General features: G+C 66.1%; 16 protein-coding genes. 13 read left to right on the top strand and 3 right to left on the bottom strand.

The window, feature by feature from the left end; all coding sequences use genetic code 11:
* From BLQ71_RS11180 to BLQ71_RS11160, 5 genes are all read left to right on the top strand, one after another.
* Positions 1-411 carry a GtrA family protein gene (locus BLQ71_RS11180; RefSeq protein ID WP_367888665.1) on the top strand — a complete coding sequence of 137 codons (411 nt, stop codon included), beginning with the start codon at positions 1-3 and terminating at the stop codon, positions 409-411.
* Positions 408-1,733, top strand: coding sequence for an FAD-binding oxidoreductase (locus BLQ71_RS11175; RefSeq protein ID WP_074621767.1), 1,326 nt, complete (start codon positions 408-410; stop codon positions 1,731-1,733). The genes BLQ71_RS11180 and BLQ71_RS11175 overlap by 4 nt, the downstream gene beginning before the upstream one ends.
* Positions 1,730-2,467 (top strand): SDR family oxidoreductase, encoded by a 738-nt coding sequence (locus BLQ71_RS11170; protein WP_074621766.1) that lies wholly within the window; start codon positions 1,730-1,732, stop codon positions 2,465-2,467. Before BLQ71_RS11175 ends, BLQ71_RS11170 begins: the two co-directional genes overlap by 4 nt.
* 135 nt (positions 2,468-2,602) lie before the next feature.
* A complete protein-coding gene (locus tag BLQ71_RS11165) occupies positions 2,603-3,829 on the top strand; it encodes a glutathionylspermidine synthase family protein (RefSeq protein ID WP_074621765.1) in 1,227 nt (408 codons plus the stop codon).
* 46 nt (positions 3,830-3,875) lie between these two features.
* Positions 3,876-4,457, top strand: a complete 582-nt coding sequence (locus tag BLQ71_RS11160; protein ID WP_043138384.1) for a DUF1190 domain-containing protein — start codon at positions 3,876-3,878, stop codon at positions 4,455-4,457.
* 65 nt (positions 4,458-4,522) lie between these two features.
* Here the strand turns inward: BLQ71_RS11160 and BLQ71_RS11155 are convergent, their stop codons facing one another.
* The 3 genes from BLQ71_RS11155 to BLQ71_RS11145 form a co-directional block, all read right to left on the bottom strand.
* Positions 4,523-5,554 (bottom strand): L-idonate 5-dehydrogenase, encoded by a 1,032-nt coding sequence (locus tag BLQ71_RS11155; RefSeq protein WP_074621764.1) that lies wholly within the window; start codon positions 5,552-5,554, stop codon positions 4,523-4,525.
* A gap of 61 nt (positions 5,555-5,615) precedes the next feature.
* Entirely contained in the window at positions 5,616-6,770 is a 1,155-nt protein-coding gene (argE, locus tag BLQ71_RS11150; protein WP_175459233.1) for an acetylornithine deacetylase, read from the bottom strand.
* 1 nt (position 6,771) lies between these two features.
* Entirely contained in the window at positions 6,772-7,956 is a 1,185-nt protein-coding gene (locus BLQ71_RS11145; RefSeq protein ID WP_074621763.1) for a M24 family metallopeptidase, read from the bottom strand.
* A gap of 164 nt (positions 7,957-8,120) precedes the next feature.
* Here BLQ71_RS11145 and eutB point away from each other — a divergent pair, with 164 nt between their 5' ends.
* From eutB to BLQ71_RS11105, 8 genes are all read left to right on the top strand, one after another.
* Positions 8,121-9,125, top strand: coding sequence for a hydroxyectoine utilization dehydratase EutB (eutB, locus tag BLQ71_RS11140; protein WP_074621762.1), 1,005 nt, complete (start codon positions 8,121-8,123; stop codon positions 9,123-9,125).
* Positions 9,115-10,095: a cyclodeaminase gene (locus tag BLQ71_RS11135; protein ID WP_074621761.1), complete on the top strand. Its 981-nt coding sequence runs from the start codon at positions 9,115-9,117 to the stop codon at positions 10,093-10,095. The genes eutB and BLQ71_RS11135 overlap by 11 nt, the downstream gene beginning before the upstream one ends.
* A complete protein-coding gene (locus BLQ71_RS11130) occupies positions 10,092-10,571 on the top strand; it encodes an Lrp/AsnC family transcriptional regulator (RefSeq protein WP_043138373.1) in 480 nt (159 codons plus the stop codon). The genes BLQ71_RS11135 and BLQ71_RS11130 overlap by 4 nt, the downstream gene beginning before the upstream one ends.
* A 123-nt stretch (positions 10,572-10,694) precedes the next feature.
* The gene (locus tag BLQ71_RS11125; protein ID WP_074621760.1) at positions 10,695-12,170 is read left to right on the top strand and encodes an NAD-dependent succinate-semialdehyde dehydrogenase; all 1,476 of its coding nucleotides are present in this window, start codon (positions 10,695-10,697) and stop codon (positions 12,168-12,170) included.
* A gap of 18 nt (positions 12,171-12,188) precedes the next feature.
* Entirely contained in the window at positions 12,189-13,559 is a 1,371-nt protein-coding gene (locus BLQ71_RS11120) for an aspartate aminotransferase family protein (RefSeq protein ID WP_074621759.1), read from the top strand.
* A gap of 154 nt (positions 13,560-13,713) precedes the next feature.
* Positions 13,714-14,370 (top strand): ABC transporter ATP-binding protein, encoded by a 657-nt coding sequence (locus tag BLQ71_RS11115; RefSeq protein WP_074621758.1) that lies wholly within the window; start codon positions 13,714-13,716, stop codon positions 14,368-14,370.
* Positions 14,367-16,763: an FtsX-like permease family protein gene (locus BLQ71_RS11110; protein ID WP_074621757.1), complete on the top strand. Its 2,397-nt coding sequence runs from the start codon at positions 14,367-14,369 to the stop codon at positions 16,761-16,763. Before BLQ71_RS11115 ends, BLQ71_RS11110 begins: the two co-directional genes overlap by 4 nt.
* Positions 16,753-17,793: a lipocalin-like domain-containing protein gene (locus BLQ71_RS11105; protein WP_074621756.1), complete on the top strand. Its 1,041-nt coding sequence runs from the start codon at positions 16,753-16,755 to the stop codon at positions 17,791-17,793. The genes BLQ71_RS11110 and BLQ71_RS11105 overlap by 11 nt, the downstream gene beginning before the upstream one ends.
* Positions 17,794-17,842 lie beyond the last annotated feature (49 nt).

Raw genomic sequence — 17,842 nt, 5'->3', positions numbered from 1 at the left:
ATGCTCCTGCTGCGCTACGCGGGCTTTGCGGTTCTGGCCACGCTCGCCAATCTTGCCACCCAGCGGCTGGTCCTGCTGGCGGGGGACGGTGGGACCGCCTTTGCCATTGCGGTGGGGGCGGGTACGCTGGTGGGCTTGGTGGTGAAGTACCTGCTCGACAAGCGCTGGATCTTCTACGACGACGCCACCGGCCTGCGCGCACATGGGCGCAAGTTCACGCTGTATACAGTGATGGGGATCGTCACCACGGCGGTCTTCTGGGGAACCGAAACCGCCTTCTGGATATTCTGGAAAACCGATGTGATGCGCGAATTGGGCGCAGTCCTCGGCCTCACCATCGGCTACGTCATCAAGTACAATCTCGACCGGCGCTTTGTCTTTACCGATGCGCGGCTGGGAGCAATGTCATGAAACTTTCCGGATGGGGCCGTTTTCCGCAGGTCGAAACAGAGGTGCACGCCCCGCGTGACGAGGCGGCGCTAAGGGCGCTTGTCACCGGCGACAGGCCGGTCATCGCGCGCGGCAACGGGCGGTCCTACGGCGACAGCGCGGTGGGCGCCGGCCTGACGCTGGACATGCGCCACTTCAACCACATGCTGGAATTCGACGCGGAAACCGGGCGGCTGGTGGCCGAGGCAGGTGTCCTGCTGGGAGATGTGATCGACGCCTTCCTGCCGCGCGGCTGGTTCCCCCTGGTGACGCCGGGGACGAAACTCATCACCCTGGGTGGCGCCATCGCGGCGGATGTGCACGGCAAGAACCACCATGTCGAGGGCAGCTTTGGCGCCTGCGTCGACTGGGTCGAGATCATGGGCCCGGATGGAGAGGTGCGCCGCGCCACCCGCAAGGACGAGGATGACCTGTTCTGGTGGACCATCGGCGGCATGGGCCTGACCGGCGTGATGCTGCGCGCCGCCATCCGCCTGCGGCCCGTGGAAACGGCCTGGATCAGGCAGACGATCCACCCCGCGCCCGACCTCGCCACGGCGATGGACCTCTTCGAGGCGCATGGCCATGACACCTATTCCGTCGCCTGGATCGACTGCATGGGGCAGGGGCGGCATCTTGGCCGTTCACTGGTCATGCTGGGGGAACATGCGACGCGGGCCGAACTGGACCCGAAGAAGGCCGCCAACCCGCTGGACGCGGGCCACAAGGGCAAGCTGTCCGTGCCGCTGGATTTTCCAGGCTTCGCCCTGAACCGCTGGACGGTGCGCGCCTTCAACGAGCTTTACTACCGCATGGGCGCATGGAATGCGGGCATGTCGCTGGTCGACTGGGACAGCTATTTCTACCCGCTCGACTCGGTGCTGAAATGGAATCGCATCTATGGCCGCCGCGGCTTTGCCCAGTTCCAATGCGTGATCCCGCTGGCCTCGGCCCGCGACGGATTGACCGAATTGCTACAGGCGATCGCGGACGCGGGCGCCGGGTCCTTCCTTGCGGTGCTGAAACGGTTTGGTCCGCAGGACAGCGCTTTTTCCTTCCCGATGGAGGGCTACACCCTGGCGCTGGACTTCCCGATGAAAGCGCACACGCTCGACCTGCTGGAGCGGCTCGACGCCATCGCGGTCGCCCACGGCGGGCGGTTCTACCTGGCCAAGGACAGCCGGATGCGGGCCGAGACCCTGCGGCAGGCCGATGACCGCGTGTCCGAGTTCCAGGAGATGCGCAAAACCCTTGGTCTCAAGGCGCATTTCGCCTCTGCCCAATCCGAAAGGCTTTCCCTGTGACCCATCTGCCCGTCCTGATCCTTGGCGCCCGCTCCGACATGGGTCAGGCCATCGCCCATGCCTTTGCCGCGCAGGGCCACCCGATCCAGCTGGCCGCGCGCAACGCCGCCAGCCTTGACGCGGTGCGCGCCGACCTGGCCCTGCGCCACGGAGTCGAGGTGACATTGAACGACTTCGACGTGCTGGACAGCGACGGTTTCGCGCCATTCCTCGATGGCCTGCCTGCGCTGCCGCAGGTCGCGGTCAGCGTCGTGGGCTATATGGGGGACCAGGCGGAAAACGAACAGGAACTGGACAAGGCATCGCTGGTCCTGCGCAGCAACTTCGAGGGCCCCGCAGGCATCCTCGCCCTCCTTGCTAACCGGTTCGAGGCGCGGGGCTCGGGCACGCTGGTCGGCGTCAGCTCTGTCGCCGGCGACCGGGGGCGGGCCACCAACTATGTCTACGGTTCCGCCAAGGCCGGGTTCACTGCCTTTCTGTCGGGCCTACGCAACCGACTGGCCAAGAAGGGCGTGCATGTGGTCACCGTGCTGCCGGGCTTCGTCAACACCGCGATGACCGAGGGCATGGACCTGCCCGAAAAACTGACCGCCGAACCGCAGGAGGTGGGCGCCGCCGTGCTGAAGGCGGTGCAGAAGGGGCGCAACGTGATCTATGTGCGCGGTATCTGGTGGCTGGTCATGGCGATCATCCGCAACATCCCCGAACCGGTCTTCAAGAAACTCAAGATCTGACGGCAGACACGCCGGTCTTGTGTCCGGTGACGGTATTTTCCCCGCAAGCTAGCGAAGGCCCGCCCTTGCAGGGCTGCGCCCGGCACCCGAAATCACCATCAAAGACCCGCCGCAAGGCAACAGGAGAGCAGGGACGTGCAGAAGACCCATTTGCCCGAGCGGCCGCATTGGCGTGATCATGCCAAGGAGGTCGGCTTTACCTTCGCCGACATGCATGGCGAGCCCTACTGGGACGAAAGTTCGGCCTATGCCTTCACGCTCGACCAGATCGAAAACGATCTTGAGGACCCGGCGACAGAGCTGCATTCCATGTGCCGCGAGGCTGTTGCGGAAATCATCGCCTCCGAGCGCCTGATGACGCAGCTTGCGATCCCGGAAAACCGCCGCGACCTTGTCGCCAACAGCTGGAAGCAGGGCGACCCGGAAATCTATGGCCGGTTCGATTTTGCCTATGACGGCAAGGGGCCGGCGAAGCTGTTGGAATACAATGCCGACACGCCGACCTCGCTTTACGAAAGCGCGGCGTTCCAGTGGCAGTGGCTGGAGGATCAGCTTGCCGCCGGTGTGTTGCCCGAGGGCACCGACCAGTTCAACGGTATCCACGAGGCGCTGGTCGCGCGCTTCGATGAGGTTTTCGAGGCCAACAGCGATCTGCATTTCACGGCGGTCGGGGGCAACCCCGAAGACTACGGCACGGTCGAGGCGATGGGATGGGCCGCGCGCGAAGCGGGCCTGGGTGCGCATTACTGCGACCTCGACAAGATCGGGTTGAGCGAGGACGGCCAGTTCCTCGATGACGAGGATCGCCGCATTGCCGTCCTGTTCAAGCTCTACCCCTGGGAAGACCTCTTCCTTGACGACTATGCCGATCACATCGACGGGTCGGGCTGTCTATTCCTTGAACCCGCGTGGAAGGCGCTCCTGTCTAACAAGGGGTTGTTGCCGGTTCTCTGGCAGATGTTCGAAGGCCACCCCAACCTGTTGCCCGCCTTCTTCGAGGCGGACATCGCCGATGCACTGGAGGGCACGGGCAGTCCCTCCGCCGGGGCCGCACAGGCATTCTCCCGGGCCGAAGTCGACCTGGCCGCAGGCCATGTGCGCAAGCCGATCCTGTCGCGCGAAGGCGCATCGGTGTCGATCCTGAAGGCGGGCAAGATCCTCGAAGAGGCCCAGAACACCGAGTATTCCGAACACCCCCGGATCGTACAGGCCTACGCCCCCTTGCCGCAGTTCGACGGTTTCCGGCCCGTTGTCGGCGCATGGATCGTCGGGCAGTCCTGCGCCGGGATCGGCATCCGCGAAGACCGCTCTCGCATCACGCAGGATTTGTCGCGGTTCAAACCTCACTATATTCAGGCATAAGCCGCGCAACCAACTGACCGCCCTCCGGGCAGAAGGAAAGAGTGTCATGTCCAAACGTTCGAAACGGGTTGCCATCGCGATCGTCGGCGCCGCTGCCTTTACCCTTGCGGGCTGCAAGGAAGAACAGGTGGACGCCGCCGCCTTTCCCGACCTGCAGACCTGCAAGGACGAGGCGCTGCGTGGCGGCATGTTCTCGGCGCAGGATTGCGAGATCCAGTTTGCCGAAGCGCAGAAGCTGCACGTCGAGGCCGCGCCGCGCTATGATAGCCGCGAGGTCTGCGAGGAGTTGCACGGCCCGGGCGCCTGCGGCACCGAGGCTGCGGTGACGGAAGGTGGTTCCGGCAGCATCTTCATGCCGCTGTTGGCCGGCTACCTGATCGGGAACATGATGGGCGGACGGTCCGGCATGTCCGCCGCGCAGCCGCTTTACAAGACGCAGGACGGACGCTTTACCAATGCGGCGGGCACCAGCGTCTTTTCGGGCAACCGGGGTGCGACCAAGCTCGGGACCTCGCAGTTTGCGCGCCCGGCCTCGACCATCGGCGCCAAGCCCATGTCCCGCGCCACCGCGATCTCCCGTGGCGGGTTTGGCAAGACGGCGGGAGACCGCACGCGGTTCGGCGGCTGACCAAGCTCACTGCCGACACCTTTGGAGGGTGCGCGGCAGTAAGCGATTGACCGGTTTGTTGCCGGTCACGAAAACCGGATCTGTGCCTTCATCGCCCGGCTCCGGTCCGAGGCCAGCTTGAACCCCTCCTCGGCCTCATCCAGCGCGACTTCATGGGTGATCAGGGGCTTCACGTCGATGCGGCCCTTGCGCATCAGTTCCACGGCGGCAAAGAATTCCTCGTGAAAGCGGAAGGACCCGCGCAACTCCAGCTCCTTGGCGGTGATCGCCTGCACCGGCAGGGTCATGTCGCCCCCAAGCCCAAGCTGGAGGATAACGCCCCCGGGCCGCATTGCCGGGATTGCCGAGACCAGAGCAGGCGCCGCGCCCGAGCATTCGAACAGCACGTCGATCTGGCCTTTCTCAGCGGTCAGGGGCGCCAGCCCGTCAGGGTGTTTGCCCATGTTCACAACCCGGTCGGCGCCCAGTTTCGCCGCCATGTCCAGGGTGAAATCTGTGAGATCCGTGGCCACGATCTCGACCGCGCCCGCTGCACGGGCCACCAGCACCGCCAGCATTCCGATCGGTCCGCAGCCGGTCACCAGCACGCGTTTTCCCAGCAGGTCGCCTGCGCGCCGGGCCGCGTGCAGCACCACCGAAAGCGGCTCTGCCATCGCAGCCTCGCCGGCGCTCAGGTCTCCGGCGGGCGCACATTGTGCGACATCCGCCACCAGGTACTCTCGGAACGCGCCCTGGATGTGGGGGAAGGGCATGGCAGAGCCGTAGAACCGCATGTTCAGGCAGTGGTTCGGCTGGCCCGCGTGGCAAAACCGGCAGGCATGGCAGGGGCGAGAGGGCGAAACGGCGATCCGCAGCCCCTCTGCCAGCCCGCTGACCCCGGCGCCTAGGGCTTCGATCCGGCCCGCAACTTCGTGGCCCAGGATCATCGGCTCTTTCAGCCTTACCGTGCCAAAGCCGCCCTGGTGGTAATAATGCAGGTCGGAGCCGCAGATGCCGCCGGTTTCCAGCCGGACAAGCACCTGCCCCGATCCCGGAACTGGCATCTCGCGGTCCTCGATCCTGAGGTCATGCGCGCCGTGGGCAACGATGGTCTTCATGCTGGCTCCTCCCCTGTTCCGGGCCATGATGGGGACGGGGCCGGGGCTTGTCGAGGGGCGTTCAGGTCAGGTGCTTTTCCAGCCCTTGCAGCATGTGCAGGCAGGCCGAGAGCTGGTCGCGGCTGACGTATTCGTCCGGCTTGTGCGCCTGTTCGATGGACCCGGGGCCGCAGACGACGCAATCCATGCCCAGCGATTGAAACAGCCCCGCCTCGGTGCCAAAGGCCACCACGTCCAGCCCGTTGGCGCCGGTCAGGGCCGAAACGATGTCCGCCACTTCGCTGTCCTTGACCGGGTGGAGGCCTTGGGTTTCGGCGATGACCTCGCGGGTGATCGCGACCTCGGAATGCACGGACAGCATCGCGGGCAGCATCTCCTCGGCAAAGCGGTCGATCTCGGCCAGCACATGTTCGGCGTCGGAACGCTGCACCGGGCGCATTTCCCAGTCGATCTCGGCATGATCGGGGATGACGTTATGCGCGTGACCCGAATGAATGCGGCCGATGTTCAGGGTGGTCCAGGCCGGCGAAAACGGGCTGCCCTCGGGCGCGCGGGTCCGCAGTTCGCCTTCCAGTTCCATCAGGCGCCCGGCATAGCGCGCGGCGCAGACGGCGGCATTGACCCCGTGATCGGGGGCCGACCCATGCCCGGCGCAGCCGGTGATATGGGTGGTGTATTCGTAACAGCCCTTGTGACCATTGATGACGCGCATCATCGTCGGTTCACCCAGGATCGCCATCGCCGGGCGGATTTCGCGGGCACGCAGGTCCTCGACCAGCGCGCGGGCGCCGAAACAGCCCACCTCCTCGTCATAGGTCAGCGCGATGTGGACCGGGCGGGTCAGCGGCCATTCGGCGATGCGCGGGGCCACCGCCAGCACACAGGCGATGAACCCCTTCATGTCGCAGGCGCCGCGCCCGTAGAGCCGCCCTTCGCGGTCGTCCATGACAAAGGGGTCCGAAGACCATTCCTGGTCCTCGACCGGCACCACGTCGGAATGGCCCGACAGGACCAGCCCGCCGTCGCCCTCCGGGCCGAATGTGGCAAAGAGGTTGGCCTTGTGCCCGGTCTCGTCCAGCGTCACGTCGCAGATCGCGCCCAGATCCTTGAGATAGTTCGCGGCCCAGGCGATCAGGTCGAGGTTGCCGTCCGCGGAGACGGTGGGAAAGGCGATCAGCTCGCCCAGCAGTTCCTCTGTGCGGTAGAGCAGGTCCATATCAGTCCTTGACGAAAAGCTGGCGCGGACGGTCGCAGAGGCATTCCGCCGGCCCGTCCTCGCGGATCAGGATGGATTCGGTGATTTCGAGGCCCCAGTCTTCCATCCAGAGGCCGGGCATGAAGTGGAAGGTCATGCCAGGTTGCAGCACGGTTTCGTCGCTGGTGCGGATCGAGATCGTGCGCTCGCCCCAGTCCGGGGGATAGCTGAGGCCGATGGGATAGCCGCAGCGCCCGGTGCGCTGGATGCCGCCCTTGGCCAGCGCCGCGTAAAGGGCGCGGGCGATGTCGCCAGCGGTATTGCCCGCTCGCGCTGCCTCCAGCCCCATTTCCAACCCCTCGACCAGCGCCTTTTCCGCGTCCAGCATGTGTTGCGGCGGCTTGCCCAGGAAAACGGTCCGGCAGAAAGGCGCGTGGTAGCGCCGATAACATCCCGCCAGTTCGAAAAAGGTCGCTTCGCCCTCGGCAAAGGGGCGCCCGTCCCATGTCAGGTGCGCGGCAGAGGCATCGAGGCCCGAGGGCAGCAGCGGCACGATGGCGGCGTAGTCGCCCCAGTGACCGTCGGCGCCGCGGATCGCATCGGCGTAGATTTCGGCGACCAGTTCGTTCTTGGGCAGGCCCGGTTCGACCCGCTCGAGAATGCCATCGACCATCTTCTCCGAGATCTTGGCGGCACGGCGAATAAAGGCGATTTCCTCGTTGGATTTCACGGCCCGTTGCCAGTTGACCAGAGCGGTGGCGTCGATCAACTGCGCATCCGGCAGTTCCTCGACCAGCGTCGCATGTGCCCGGGCCGAGTAATAGTAGTTCTCCATCTCGACGCCGATCCGGCCCGTGTCCAGACCGCGCGCACGGATATGCGCGGCCAGATCCTGCATCGGGTGAATGTCCGTGGCCTGCACGTAATCGTCGGCATAGCCAAGGATGCGGTCGGGGTCCATCCAGACGGTGCGCAGCGCGCCGTAGCCGTCCATCGACCGGCCCCACCACAGCGGCGCCTCTCCGGGGATGACCAGAACGCCCTGGTGAACGTAGAAGGACCAGCCGTCATAACCGGTCAGCCAGGCCATGTTCGACGGGTCCTCGACGAAAAGCGCATCCAGCCCCAGGGTTTCCATGCGCGCCTCGACCAGGCGCAGGCGCCGGTCATATTCGGTCTGCGAGAAGGGAAGGTTCGGGGCCGACATCTATTGCACCTCTTATCATTGTCCGTTCCGCCATGGTTTGGCGAAACGGAGGAACTGCAAGGAAAAACCTTATGGGACAGCTTGAAGTCCTAGGTGGCGATTGGTCATTGTGCAAGAAGGGGGACCGACACCACTTGGTTCGAAAACGACCGGCAGGGGGCACAATGACCGACTTCGCGCTGGACCGCGTCTTCGCCGCACGCGCCCGCATCGCAGGAATTGCAGACCGGACGCCGCTGGTTCCTTCGTCGCTCAACGCGCGCTTTGGTCAAGAGTTCCTGCTGAAACTGGAGATCGTCCAGCCGGTGGGGGCCTTCAAGCTGCGCGGGGCCGTGAACGCGATTTTCGGGCTGGATGCGGATGTGGCCGGTGTGACCTGCTGTTCCACCGGAAATCACGGGCGCGGCGTGGCCTATGCGGCGCGGGCGCGGGGGCTGCGGGCGGTGGTCTGCATGTCCCATCTCGCCCCCCAGGCCAAGGTGGCGGGCGTGCGCGCGCTGGGTGCCGAGGCGCGGATCGTGGGGCAAAGCCAGGACGAGGCCCAGGCCGAGGCAGAGCGGCTTGTGCGGGAAGAGGGGCTGACGGAAATCTCGCCCTTCGACGACCCCCTGGTGATCGCGGGGCAGGGGACCATCGGGCTGGAACTGCTGGAAGCCCGGCCCGACCTCGACACGATCCTTGTGCCGCTTTCCGGTGGCGGGCTGGCGGCGGGCGTCGCCTTTGCCGCCAAGACGATCAATCCTAAGGTTCGGGTGATCGGTATCACGATGGATCGGGGTGCGGCCATGTATGCCTCGTTGCAGGCCGGGCACCCGGTCGAGGTGACAGAGGTCGCCAGTCTTGCCGACAGCCTGGGCGGTGGGATCGGTTTGCAGAACCGCCTGTCCTTTCCGCTGTGCCGGGACTACCTGGACGACGTGGTGCTGGTCACCGAGGACGAGATCTATCATGCGCTGCAGACGATCTACTACGAGGATCGCATCGTCTGCGAAGGGGCCTGTGTCGTCGGAATCGCGGCCGTTCAGGCGGGCAAGGTCGCCCTGCGCGGACCCACGGCCACGATCATCACCGGGCGCAATCTCGATATGCGCCTGCACGCGGCGATCATGGCCGGGCAGGACGTGACGCTGGGGGAGCTGACCATCAAGGGGACGCGCTATGAGCCATGATGTGACCATCCTGACAGAGGCCGATTTGCGCGCTGCCGTCGCCCTGGACCTTACCGCGGTGGACGTGGTCGAACGCGCTTTTGCCGCGCTGGCCAGCGGTGACGTGGTGATGCCGCCGATCCTGTCGATGGACCTGCCGCAGGTGAACGGAGAGGTCGACGTCAAGACGGCCTATATCCCCGGCTTTGACGGCTTTGCGATCAAGGTCAGCCCGGGGTTCTTTGACAATCCAAAGTTGGGCCTGCCCAGTCTCAACGGGCTGATGATCCTCTTTGCGGCGCAAACCGGGCTGGTCGAGGCGCTGCTATTGGACAACGGTTACCTGACCGATGTGCGCACGGCGGCGGCAGGGGCGGTTGCCGCGCGCCACCTTGCCCCGACCGGGGTCACAACCGCTGGGGTGATCGGCACCGGCGTGCAGGCGCGTTTGCAGATGCAGGCGGCGCATCTTGTGCGGCCCTTCAAACGGGCGCTGGTCTGGGGGCGCGACCCGGTCAAGGCTGCGGCCTGTGCGGCGGACATCGCGCAGGCGCTTGGCGTCGAAGCCGAGGTCATGACCGACGCCCGCGACCTGGTGGCGCAAAGCCAGCTGGTCATCACCACGACACCGGCGCGCGCACCTGTCCTGATGGCGGACTGGCTGCATCCTGGGCTGCACATCACGGCGATGGGCTCGGACCAGGCGGGCAAGAACGAGATCGATCCGGCGGCGCTGGCGCGCGCGGATCGCTATGTCTGTGACCGGATCAGCCAGTGCGAGACCAGCGGAGAACTGGAAGCCGCGCTGGCGGCGGGCCTGAGGCCGTCCCCGGTGGAACTGGGCGAGGTGATCGCGGGCAAGGCGCCCGGGCGCCGCGCGCCGGAGGACATCACCCTCTGTGACCTGACCGGCACCGGCGCGCAGGATACGGCCATCGCCACCCATGTGATGCAGGTCCGTGGGACTGCCGGGACGACGATTGCCACATGACCCGTCTGGACGCACGCGACCTCAAGATCCTCTCGGTCCTCGCGAAAGAGGGCCGCATCACGAAGGCGGCGCTTGCCGACAAGGTGGGTCTGTCTGCGACGCCCTGCTGGGAACGGCTGAAGCGACTGGAGCAGGCCGGCCTGATCACAGGCTATCGGGCCGAGATTGATCTCAAGCGGATCGCGCCCCATGTCACGGTCTTCGTCGCCGCCGAACTGGCGGATCACACGGCCGCCAGCATGCAGGGCTTTGAACGCGCGATGCAGGGGTATGACGAGGTGGTGAACTGCTGGGCACTGGGCGGCGGGTTCGACTACCTGTTGCAGATCGTCGCGCGGGACATCGACGCCTACCAGCGCCTTATCGACGCCATGCTGGAGGCCCGGATCGGGCTGGCGCGCTATTTCACCTATATCGTTACCAAACCGGTGAAATCTTCGGCCATGCCTCCGCTGGATGCGCTGCTGGGCGGCTGAAACAAACGATTTGGACTGTCTCATGGCCGGATTGGAGAGGATTCTTCTGATCTGTTGGTTGGATTTGGTCCCAGACCGTGCCGGATTCAGGACATTCTGCACCTCAGAAAATGGAGGTGTGACATGACCCAGACGGTTCTTTCCGCGCGTGAGGAAGTCTCTGACAAGTCGCTGGTCCGCAGCTTTTCCTATGTCGGTGGCAAGTGGATCGCGGCGCGGGACAACGCGGTGCTGCAGGTGACGGACCCGGCCAGCGGCGCCGTGGTCGGAGAGGTTGCCAGCCTGACCGCCGAAGACAGCGCCAGCGCCGTGGACGCGGCGCAGCGCGCCTTTGGCGCCTGGTCGGTGACCTTGCCGCAGGAGCGGTCCGCCCTGTTGCGGCGCTGGTTCGACCTGATGGTCAAGCACAAGGAAGACCTCGCCCGGATCATGGTGCTGGAACAGGGCAAGCCGATCTCCGAGGCGCGCGGCGAGATCGACTATGCCGCCAGTTTCGTCGAATACTACGCCGAGGAATCCAAGCGCCCGAACATCGAGGGCGTCACCAGCCACCTGCCCGATGCCGAGGTGGAGCTTTGGCTGGAACCGGTTGGCGTGGCAGCGCTGATCACGCCGTGGAACTTCCCCTCGGCCATGCTGACCCGCAAGGCGGCGGCGGCGCTGGCGGCGGGCTGCACCGTGGTCGCCCATCCCAGCCATGAAACCCCCTTCAGCGCGCTTGCCCTGGCCGAGCTGGCAGAGCGCGCGGGCTTTCCGGCGGGTGTCTTCAACGTGGTGACAGGCCGCGCCTCGACCGTGGTGCCGCCCTGGACCGATGACAAGCGCGTGCGCGCACTGTCCTTCACCGGCTCGACCGAGGTGGGACGGCTGCTGTACCGCTCCTCTGCCGAGACGATCAAGAAATTGGTCATGGAACTGGGTGGCCACGCGCCGGTGATCGTCTTCAAGGGCGCGGACCTCGACGAGGCGGTGGCCGAGACGATCAAGGCGAAATTTGCCACCTCCGGCCAGGACTGCCTTGGCGCCAACCGCATCTACGTCGAACGGCCCATCTATGACGCCTTCTGCGAGAAATTCGTTGCCGCCACCCAGGCGCTGAGCATCGGTGCCGGCATGAGCGATCCCGACATCGGGCCGCTGATGAACGAGGTGGCGGTGAAGAAACAGGAAGAGCATGTCGCCGATGCGCTGGACAAGGGCGCCAAGCTGGCCTGCGGTGGCAAACGCAATGCACTGGGCCCGCTGTTCTACGATCCGACGGTGCTGACCGACGTGCCGGACGACGCACGGATCATGAGCGAGGAAACCTTTGGCCCGGTCGCCCCGATCACGCCCTTCGATACCGAGGACGAGGTGGTGACGCGCGCCAATGCGGGCGAATACGGTTTGGTCGCCTATGTCCACTCGCTCGACCCGCGCCGCATCTACCGGCTGAGCCGCGCGCTGCAGTTCGGCATGGTGGCGGTGAACCGCACCAAGGTGACGGGCGCGCCGATCCCCTTCGGTGGCACGAAACAATCCGGCCTGGGCCGCGAAGGCGCCCGCCGGGGGATGGAAGAATTCATGGACATCAAATACGTCTGCCGCGATTGGGCGTGAGGCGAGGAAAGGACCGAGATGCTTAGAAACGATCAACTGGACCAGTGGGACCGCGACAACTTTTTCCACCCGTCGACCCACCTGGCCGAATTCGCCCGGGGCAACGTGCCCAACCGCATCGTGACCGGCGGTCAGGGTTGCCACATCGAGGACCGCGAAGGCAACAAGTTGCTGGATGCCTTTGCCGGGCTCTATTGCGTGAACGTGGGCTATGGCCGCCAGGACATTGCCGAGGCAATCGCCGATCAGGCCAAGGAACTGGCCTATTACCACGCCTATGTCGGGCACGGCACCGAGGCCAGCATCACGCTCGCCAAGATGATCCTCGACCGCGCGCCCAAGGGCATGTCCAAGGTCTATTTCGGCCTGTCGGGCAGCGACGCGAACGAGACCAACATCAAGCTGGTCTGGTACTACAACAACATCCTGGGCCGCCCGGAGAAAAAGAAGATCATCTCGCGCTGGCGCGGCTATCACGGCTCGGGCCTGATGACCGGCTCGCTGACGGGCCTCGAGCTGTTCCACAAGAAGTTCGACCTGCCGCTGACCCAGGTGATCCACACCGAGGCGCCCTATTACTACCGCCGCGACAACCTGGACCTGACGCCGGAACAGTTCACCGCTCATTGCGCGGCAGAGCTGGAAGCGCTGATCGAGCGCGAGGGCGCCGACACCATCGCCGCCTTCATCGGCGAGCCGGTGCTGGGCACGGGCGGTATCGTGCCGCCGCCGCCGGGCTACTGGGAGGCGATCCAGGCCGTGCTGAACAAGCATGACATCCTGCTGATCGCCGACGAGGTCGTGACCGGCTTTGGCCGTCTGGGCACCATGATGGGGTCCGATCACTATGGGCTGAAACCAGACCTGATCACCATCGCCAAGGGCCTGACCTCGGCCTATGCGCCGCTGTCGGGCTCCATCGTCGGCGACAAGATGTGGAAGGTGCTTGAACAGGGCACGGATGAGAACGGCCCCATCGGCCACGGCTGGACCTATTCCGCGCATCCGATCGGCGCGGCGGCGGGGGTCGCCAACCTGAAACTTCTGGACGAGCTGAACCTGGTGCAGAACGCGGGTGAGGTGGGCGCGCATTTCCAGAAGGCGCTGCACGACGCGCTGGATGCGCACCCGAACGTCGGCGAGGTGCGCGGCGAAGGCATGATGGCGGCGGTGGAATTCGTCGCGGACCGTGACAGCCGCACGTTCTTCGATCCGTCGAAGAAGGTCGGGCCAAGCGTGGCCGCCGCGCTGCTGTCGCGCGGCGTGATCGGGCGCGCGATGCCGCAGGGTGACATCCTGGGCTTTGCGCCGCCCTTCTGCCTGACCTGCGAAGAGGCCGAAGAGGTCGCCGGCAAGACGGCAGAGGCGGTCAGGGAGGTTCTGGGCTGACCCCGACCGGCATCGCTCCCGCGCAGGCGGACGCGGACCTGCGACCACAGGGCGCCCCCGGAACCGGGGCGCCTTTTTCGTCTGTGCCTGTTGCGTGATGAACGGGTTTGCTAAGCCCGGCAGGGGGCTATGTCGCCCTCTCGGAGGGTAGGTCATGTTGCTGCAGGTTTCAGGCGTCACCAAGAGCTTTGCCGGGGCAGAGGGGCCGGTTCCCGTCCTGTCCGGCGTCGACCTTTCGCTGGACCTTGGCCAGACCATGTCGCTGCAGGGCGAGTCCGGTTCCGGCAAGAGCACGCTTCTGCACATCGTCGGCGGGTTGGATACGGTCGACGGCGGACAGGTCCTGTTCGACGGGCGCGACGTCGCCGCGTTGGACGAGGCCGGGCGGGCAGCCTTGCGGCGTTCGGACGTGGCGGTGATCTTTCAGCAGTTCAACCTGATCCCTTCGCTGGACGTGTCGGACAACATCCGGTTCCAGGCGCGGCTGGCAGGGCGAGAGGATGCCGCGCAGGTGGCGCGCCTGATCGAAACGCTTGGCCTGGGCGATCACCGGCACAAGTATCCTGAACAGTTGTCCGGGGGACAGCAGCAGCGTGTCGCGATTGCGCGCGCGCTTGCGGCCCGGCCCCGGTTGATCCTGGCGGATGAACCCACTGGCAACCTTGACGAAACGACGGCGGCAGAGGTGTTGGACCAGATGCTGGCGCTGGTGGGCGATACCGGCGCGGCGCTGATGGTGGTGACCCATTCGCCTGCCGTGGCAGCACGCATGGACCGGCAATTGCACCTGCGTGCCGGAAAACTGGCATGACGCGCGCGGTGCTGCAGGCGCTGGCCGCGCATTGGCGGCGCAATCCCTTGCAGTTCTTTACCTTTCTTGCCGGTCTCGCCCTGGCGACGGCGCTGTGGTCCGGCGTGCAGGCGATCAATGCCGAGGCGCGGGCCAGCTATGACGCCGCCGCCGCGACACTGGGTGAGGGGCGCTTTGACCAGCTTGTGCCAAGGGCCGGGGACAGTTTCCCGCAAGATACATATGTCACGCTGCGACGGGCGGGGTGGCAGGTGTCGCCGGTGGTCGAAGGGAGCTTGCGCACCGATACCGGGCGGGTCCGGATTGTCGGGCTGGATCCCTTGACCACGCCCGGCGCACTCAGCCCGGTCGGTGGTGCCAGAGATATCGACCTGAACAGCTTCCTGACGGTGGGGGTGCTGTTTGCGGATGCCGCGACGGCGGATCGGCTGGCGGGCCTTCCGCAAGAGGTTGTCAGGGATCCTTCCGTGGCGCCGGACACGGCCCTGACGGATGTGGGTGTGGCGCAACGCCTGCTGGACCGGCAGGGAAGGCTCAGCCGGTTGATCGTCGCACCAGATCAGCCACTGGGCCTGCCGCCGCTTGACGAGGTGGCGCCGGGACTGACGCGCGTCGCGGCGCAATCGGGCAGTGACGTGGGGCAACTGACCGGCAGTTTCCATCTCAACCTGACGGCCTTCGGCCTGCTGAGTTTTGCCGTCGGCATCTTTATCGTGCATGGCACCATCGGCCTGGTCTTTGAACAGCGCCGGGGCATGGTGCGCACCCTGCGCACCCTGGGCGTGCCCTTGCGGCGCCTGATCGTGCTGATGACGGTCGAGCTGCTGTTGCTGTCACTGCTGGCGGGCGGGATCGGCGTCGTGCTTGGGTATTTTGTTGCCGCCCTGTTGTTGCCGGACGTGGCCGCGACGCTGGAGGGGCTTTATGGCGCGCAGGTGTCCGGTGGTCTGCAACTGCGCCCGGTGTGGTGGTTGTCCGGGCTGGCGATTGCCGTGCTGGGGGCCGGGATGGCGGGGGCCGGGTCGCTCTGGCGGATCGCGCGGATGCCCATCCTGGCCAGCGCCCGCCCGCGTGCCTGGGCAATGGCCGCGGGCCGGGGGCGCTGGTTGCAGGGCGGGGCGGCGGTGCTGCTTTTGGCCGTGGCGGCGGGGATTGCCCTGGCCGATGCCGGTCTGATCGCCACCTTCGCGCTGTTGGGCTGCCTGTTGATCGGGGGCGCGCTGGCGCTGCCCCTGATCCTTGGCGCCGTCCTTGCGCTGGGCCAGTCGCGCGCCAAAGGTGTGATCGGCGGCTGGTTCTGGGCCGACACGCGCCAGCAATTGCCTGGCCTCAGCCTTGCGCTCATGGCGCTTCTGCTGGCGATGGCGGCGAACCTGGGCGTGTCAACGATGGTGTCCAGCTTTCGCCTGACATTCATCGACTTCCTAGATCAGCGCCTGTTTGCGGATACCTATGTCCGTGGCATCGACAGCGAACGGATGGCCGGGATACAGGCGTTCCTGCAGGAACGGGGGGCGACAGTGCTGCCCCTTTTGCGGGTCGACAGCCGCCTTGCCGGGGTCCCGGCAGAGCTTATGGGCGCGCGGATCGGGCCCGCCTACGAGGACAATTGGGTCTTTGTCGATGCGCGGCCGGATGCCTGGGCCCAGGTCGCGGCGGGCGAGGCGGTGATCGTCAACGAACAACTGGCGCGCCGGGCCGGGCTGTGGTTGGACGACAGACTGGACCTTGGCGGAGGTCTGCGCCTGCCGGTCGCCGGTGTCTACGGCGATTACGGCAACCCTCTGGGCCAGGCGGTCATCTCCGAGGCGCGGTTCGCCGGGGTTTTCCCCGACGAGACGCCGCGCCAGTTCGGTGTGCTGGGCCTTGACCCCGAAGACCTGCGCAGCGTGCTGGGCGACGCATTCGACCTGCCGCCGGGCAGTGTGGTGGACCAGTCGTCGGTCAAGGCCTTTTCGCTGGCTGTCTTCGAGCGGACCTTTACCGTCACGGCGGCGCTCAACGTGCTGACGCTGGCGGTGGCGGGCTTTGCCATCCTGATGAGCCTGCTGACCCTGTCCGCCATACGCCTGCCGCAGCTTGCGCCGGTCTGGGCGATGGGGCTGACGCGCGGCACGCTTGCCCGGGTCGAGCTGATCCGGGCGTTGGTGTTGGCGGCGCTGACGGCTCTGCTGGCCCTGCCGCTGGGGCTGGCGCTGGCCTGGGTCCTGTTGGCGATGGTCAATGTGCAGGCCTTTGGCTGGCGCCTGCCGATGTATCTCTTTCCGCTGGACTATGCACGGCTGGGGCTGCTGACCCTGTTGGCGGCGGCGCTGGCCGCGCTCTGGCCCGCGTTGCGCATGGCGCGCACGCCGGTGTCGCAATTGCTGAGGGTCTTTGCCAATGAACGCTAGGCTGATCGCTTTCCTGCTGCTGTGGCCGATGGCGGCGCTGGGGCAGGGTTTTGCCGGGCTGGGTACGGATGCGACGGGCTTTGCCATACCCGCCCCGGATCCGGTCTTTGACTTCCCCGCCGATCACGGCCCGCACCCCGATTATCGCATCGAATGGTGGTACGTGACCGCCAACCTGGCCGGTCCGGATGGCACCGACTACGGGGTGCAGTGGACGCTGTTCCGCTCGGCCTTGGCACCGGGAGAGGGCGAGGGCTGGACCTCGCCGCAGGTCTGGTTCGCCCATGCGGCGGTGACCACGCCCGGGGCGCACCATGTTGCCGAGCGCTTTGCCCGTGGCGGCATCGGTCAGGCGGGTGTGACGGCGCAGCCTTTCGATGCCTGGATCGACGACTGGCAGATGACTGGCGAGACGCTGGACAAGGTGACCCTGACGGCCAGCGGGACGGAGTTCCGCTATGATCTGCGGCTGGCGGCGCAGGGGCCGCTGGTCTTTCACGGTGACCGGGGGTTTTCGGCCAAATCGGCGGAGGGGCAGGCCAGCTATTACTATTCGCAGCCCTTCTACCGCGTCGAGGGTGTCCTGGATCTGCCTGACGGCCCGGTGCCCGTGACCGGAGAGGCCTGGCTGGATCGCGAATATTCCTCGCAACCACTGAGCAGCACGCAATCGGGCTGGGACTGGTTTTCGCTGTCCTTCGATACGGGGGACAAGCTGATGGGATTTCGCCTGCGCCAGACAGATGGCAGCGCCTATACCTCGGCCACCTGGATCGGTGCGGACGGAGCGACACAGGCTTACGGCGATGGCGCGCTGATCGCAGAACCGCTGCAGGACGCAGAGGTCGCCGGGCGAGAGATCCCGGTGACCTGGCGCGTGACGCTTCCGGACCGGGACATCGACGTGACGGTCGAGGCGCTGAACCCTGAAGCATGGATGGCGGTTTCGATCCCCTACTGGGAAGGGCCGGTGCGCGTCGGTGGCAGCCACGCGGGACGCGGCTATCTTGAGATGACGGGATACGAATGACCGACCTGCCGCCCGCGTCCATGTTGCGCTTTGTTCTGTCGGGGCGGCA

Source organism: Antarctobacter albus (assembly GCF_900101505.1).
Taxonomy (GTDB): Bacteria; Pseudomonadota; Alphaproteobacteria; order Rhodobacterales; family Rhodobacteraceae; genus Antarctobacter; species Antarctobacter albus.
Note: the sequence above shows the minus strand (reverse complement) of the source record. Positions and strands in the feature narration are given on the sequence as shown.

Excerpts from the sequence above, each read along its gene's own strand:
- BLQ71_RS11175 (WP_074621767.1), top strand. The coding sequence starts at position 408 with ATGAAACTTTCCGGATGGGGCCGTTTTCCGCAGGTCGAAACAGAGGTG.
- BLQ71_RS11135 (WP_074621761.1), top strand. The coding sequence starts at position 9,115 with ATGAGCCATGATGTGACCATCCTGACAGAGGCCGATTTGCGCGCTGCC.
- BLQ71_RS11130 (WP_043138373.1), top strand. The coding sequence starts at position 10,092 with ATGACCCGTCTGGACGCACGCGACCTCAAGATCCTCTCGGTCCTCGCG.
- BLQ71_RS11105 (WP_074621756.1), top strand. The coding sequence starts at position 16,753 with ATGAACGCTAGGCTGATCGCTTTCCTGCTGCTGTGGCCGATGGCGGCG.
- BLQ71_RS11115 (WP_074621758.1), top strand. The coding sequence starts at position 13,714 with ATGTTGCTGCAGGTTTCAGGCGTCACCAAGAGCTTTGCCGGGGCAGAG.
- BLQ71_RS11160 (WP_043138384.1), top strand. The coding sequence starts at position 3,876 with ATGTCCAAACGTTCGAAACGGGTTGCCATCGCGATCGTCGGCGCCGCT.
- BLQ71_RS11125 (WP_074621760.1), top strand. The coding sequence starts at position 10,695 with ATGACCCAGACGGTTCTTTCCGCGCGTGAGGAAGTCTCTGACAAGTCG.
- eutB (WP_074621762.1), top strand. The coding sequence starts at position 8,121 with ATGACCGACTTCGCGCTGGACCGCGTCTTCGCCGCACGCGCCCGCATC.
- BLQ71_RS11120 (WP_074621759.1), top strand. The coding sequence starts at position 12,189 with ATGCTTAGAAACGATCAACTGGACCAGTGGGACCGCGACAACTTTTTC.
- BLQ71_RS11180 (WP_367888665.1), top strand. The coding sequence starts at position 1 with ATGCTCCTGCTGCGCTACGCGGGCTTTGCGGTTCTGGCCACGCTCGCC.
- BLQ71_RS11155 (WP_074621764.1), bottom strand. The coding sequence starts at position 5,554 with ATGAAGACCATCGTTGCCCACGGCGCGCATGACCTCAGGATCGAGGAC.
- BLQ71_RS11145 (WP_074621763.1), bottom strand. The coding sequence starts at position 7,956 with ATGTCGGCCCCGAACCTTCCCTTCTCGCAGACCGAATATGACCGGCGC.
- BLQ71_RS11110 (WP_074621757.1), top strand. The coding sequence starts at position 14,367 with ATGACGCGCGCGGTGCTGCAGGCGCTGGCCGCGCATTGGCGGCGCAAT.
- argE (WP_175459233.1), bottom strand. The coding sequence starts at position 6,770 with ATGGACCTGCTCTACCGCACAGAGGAACTGCTGGGCGAGCTGATCGCC.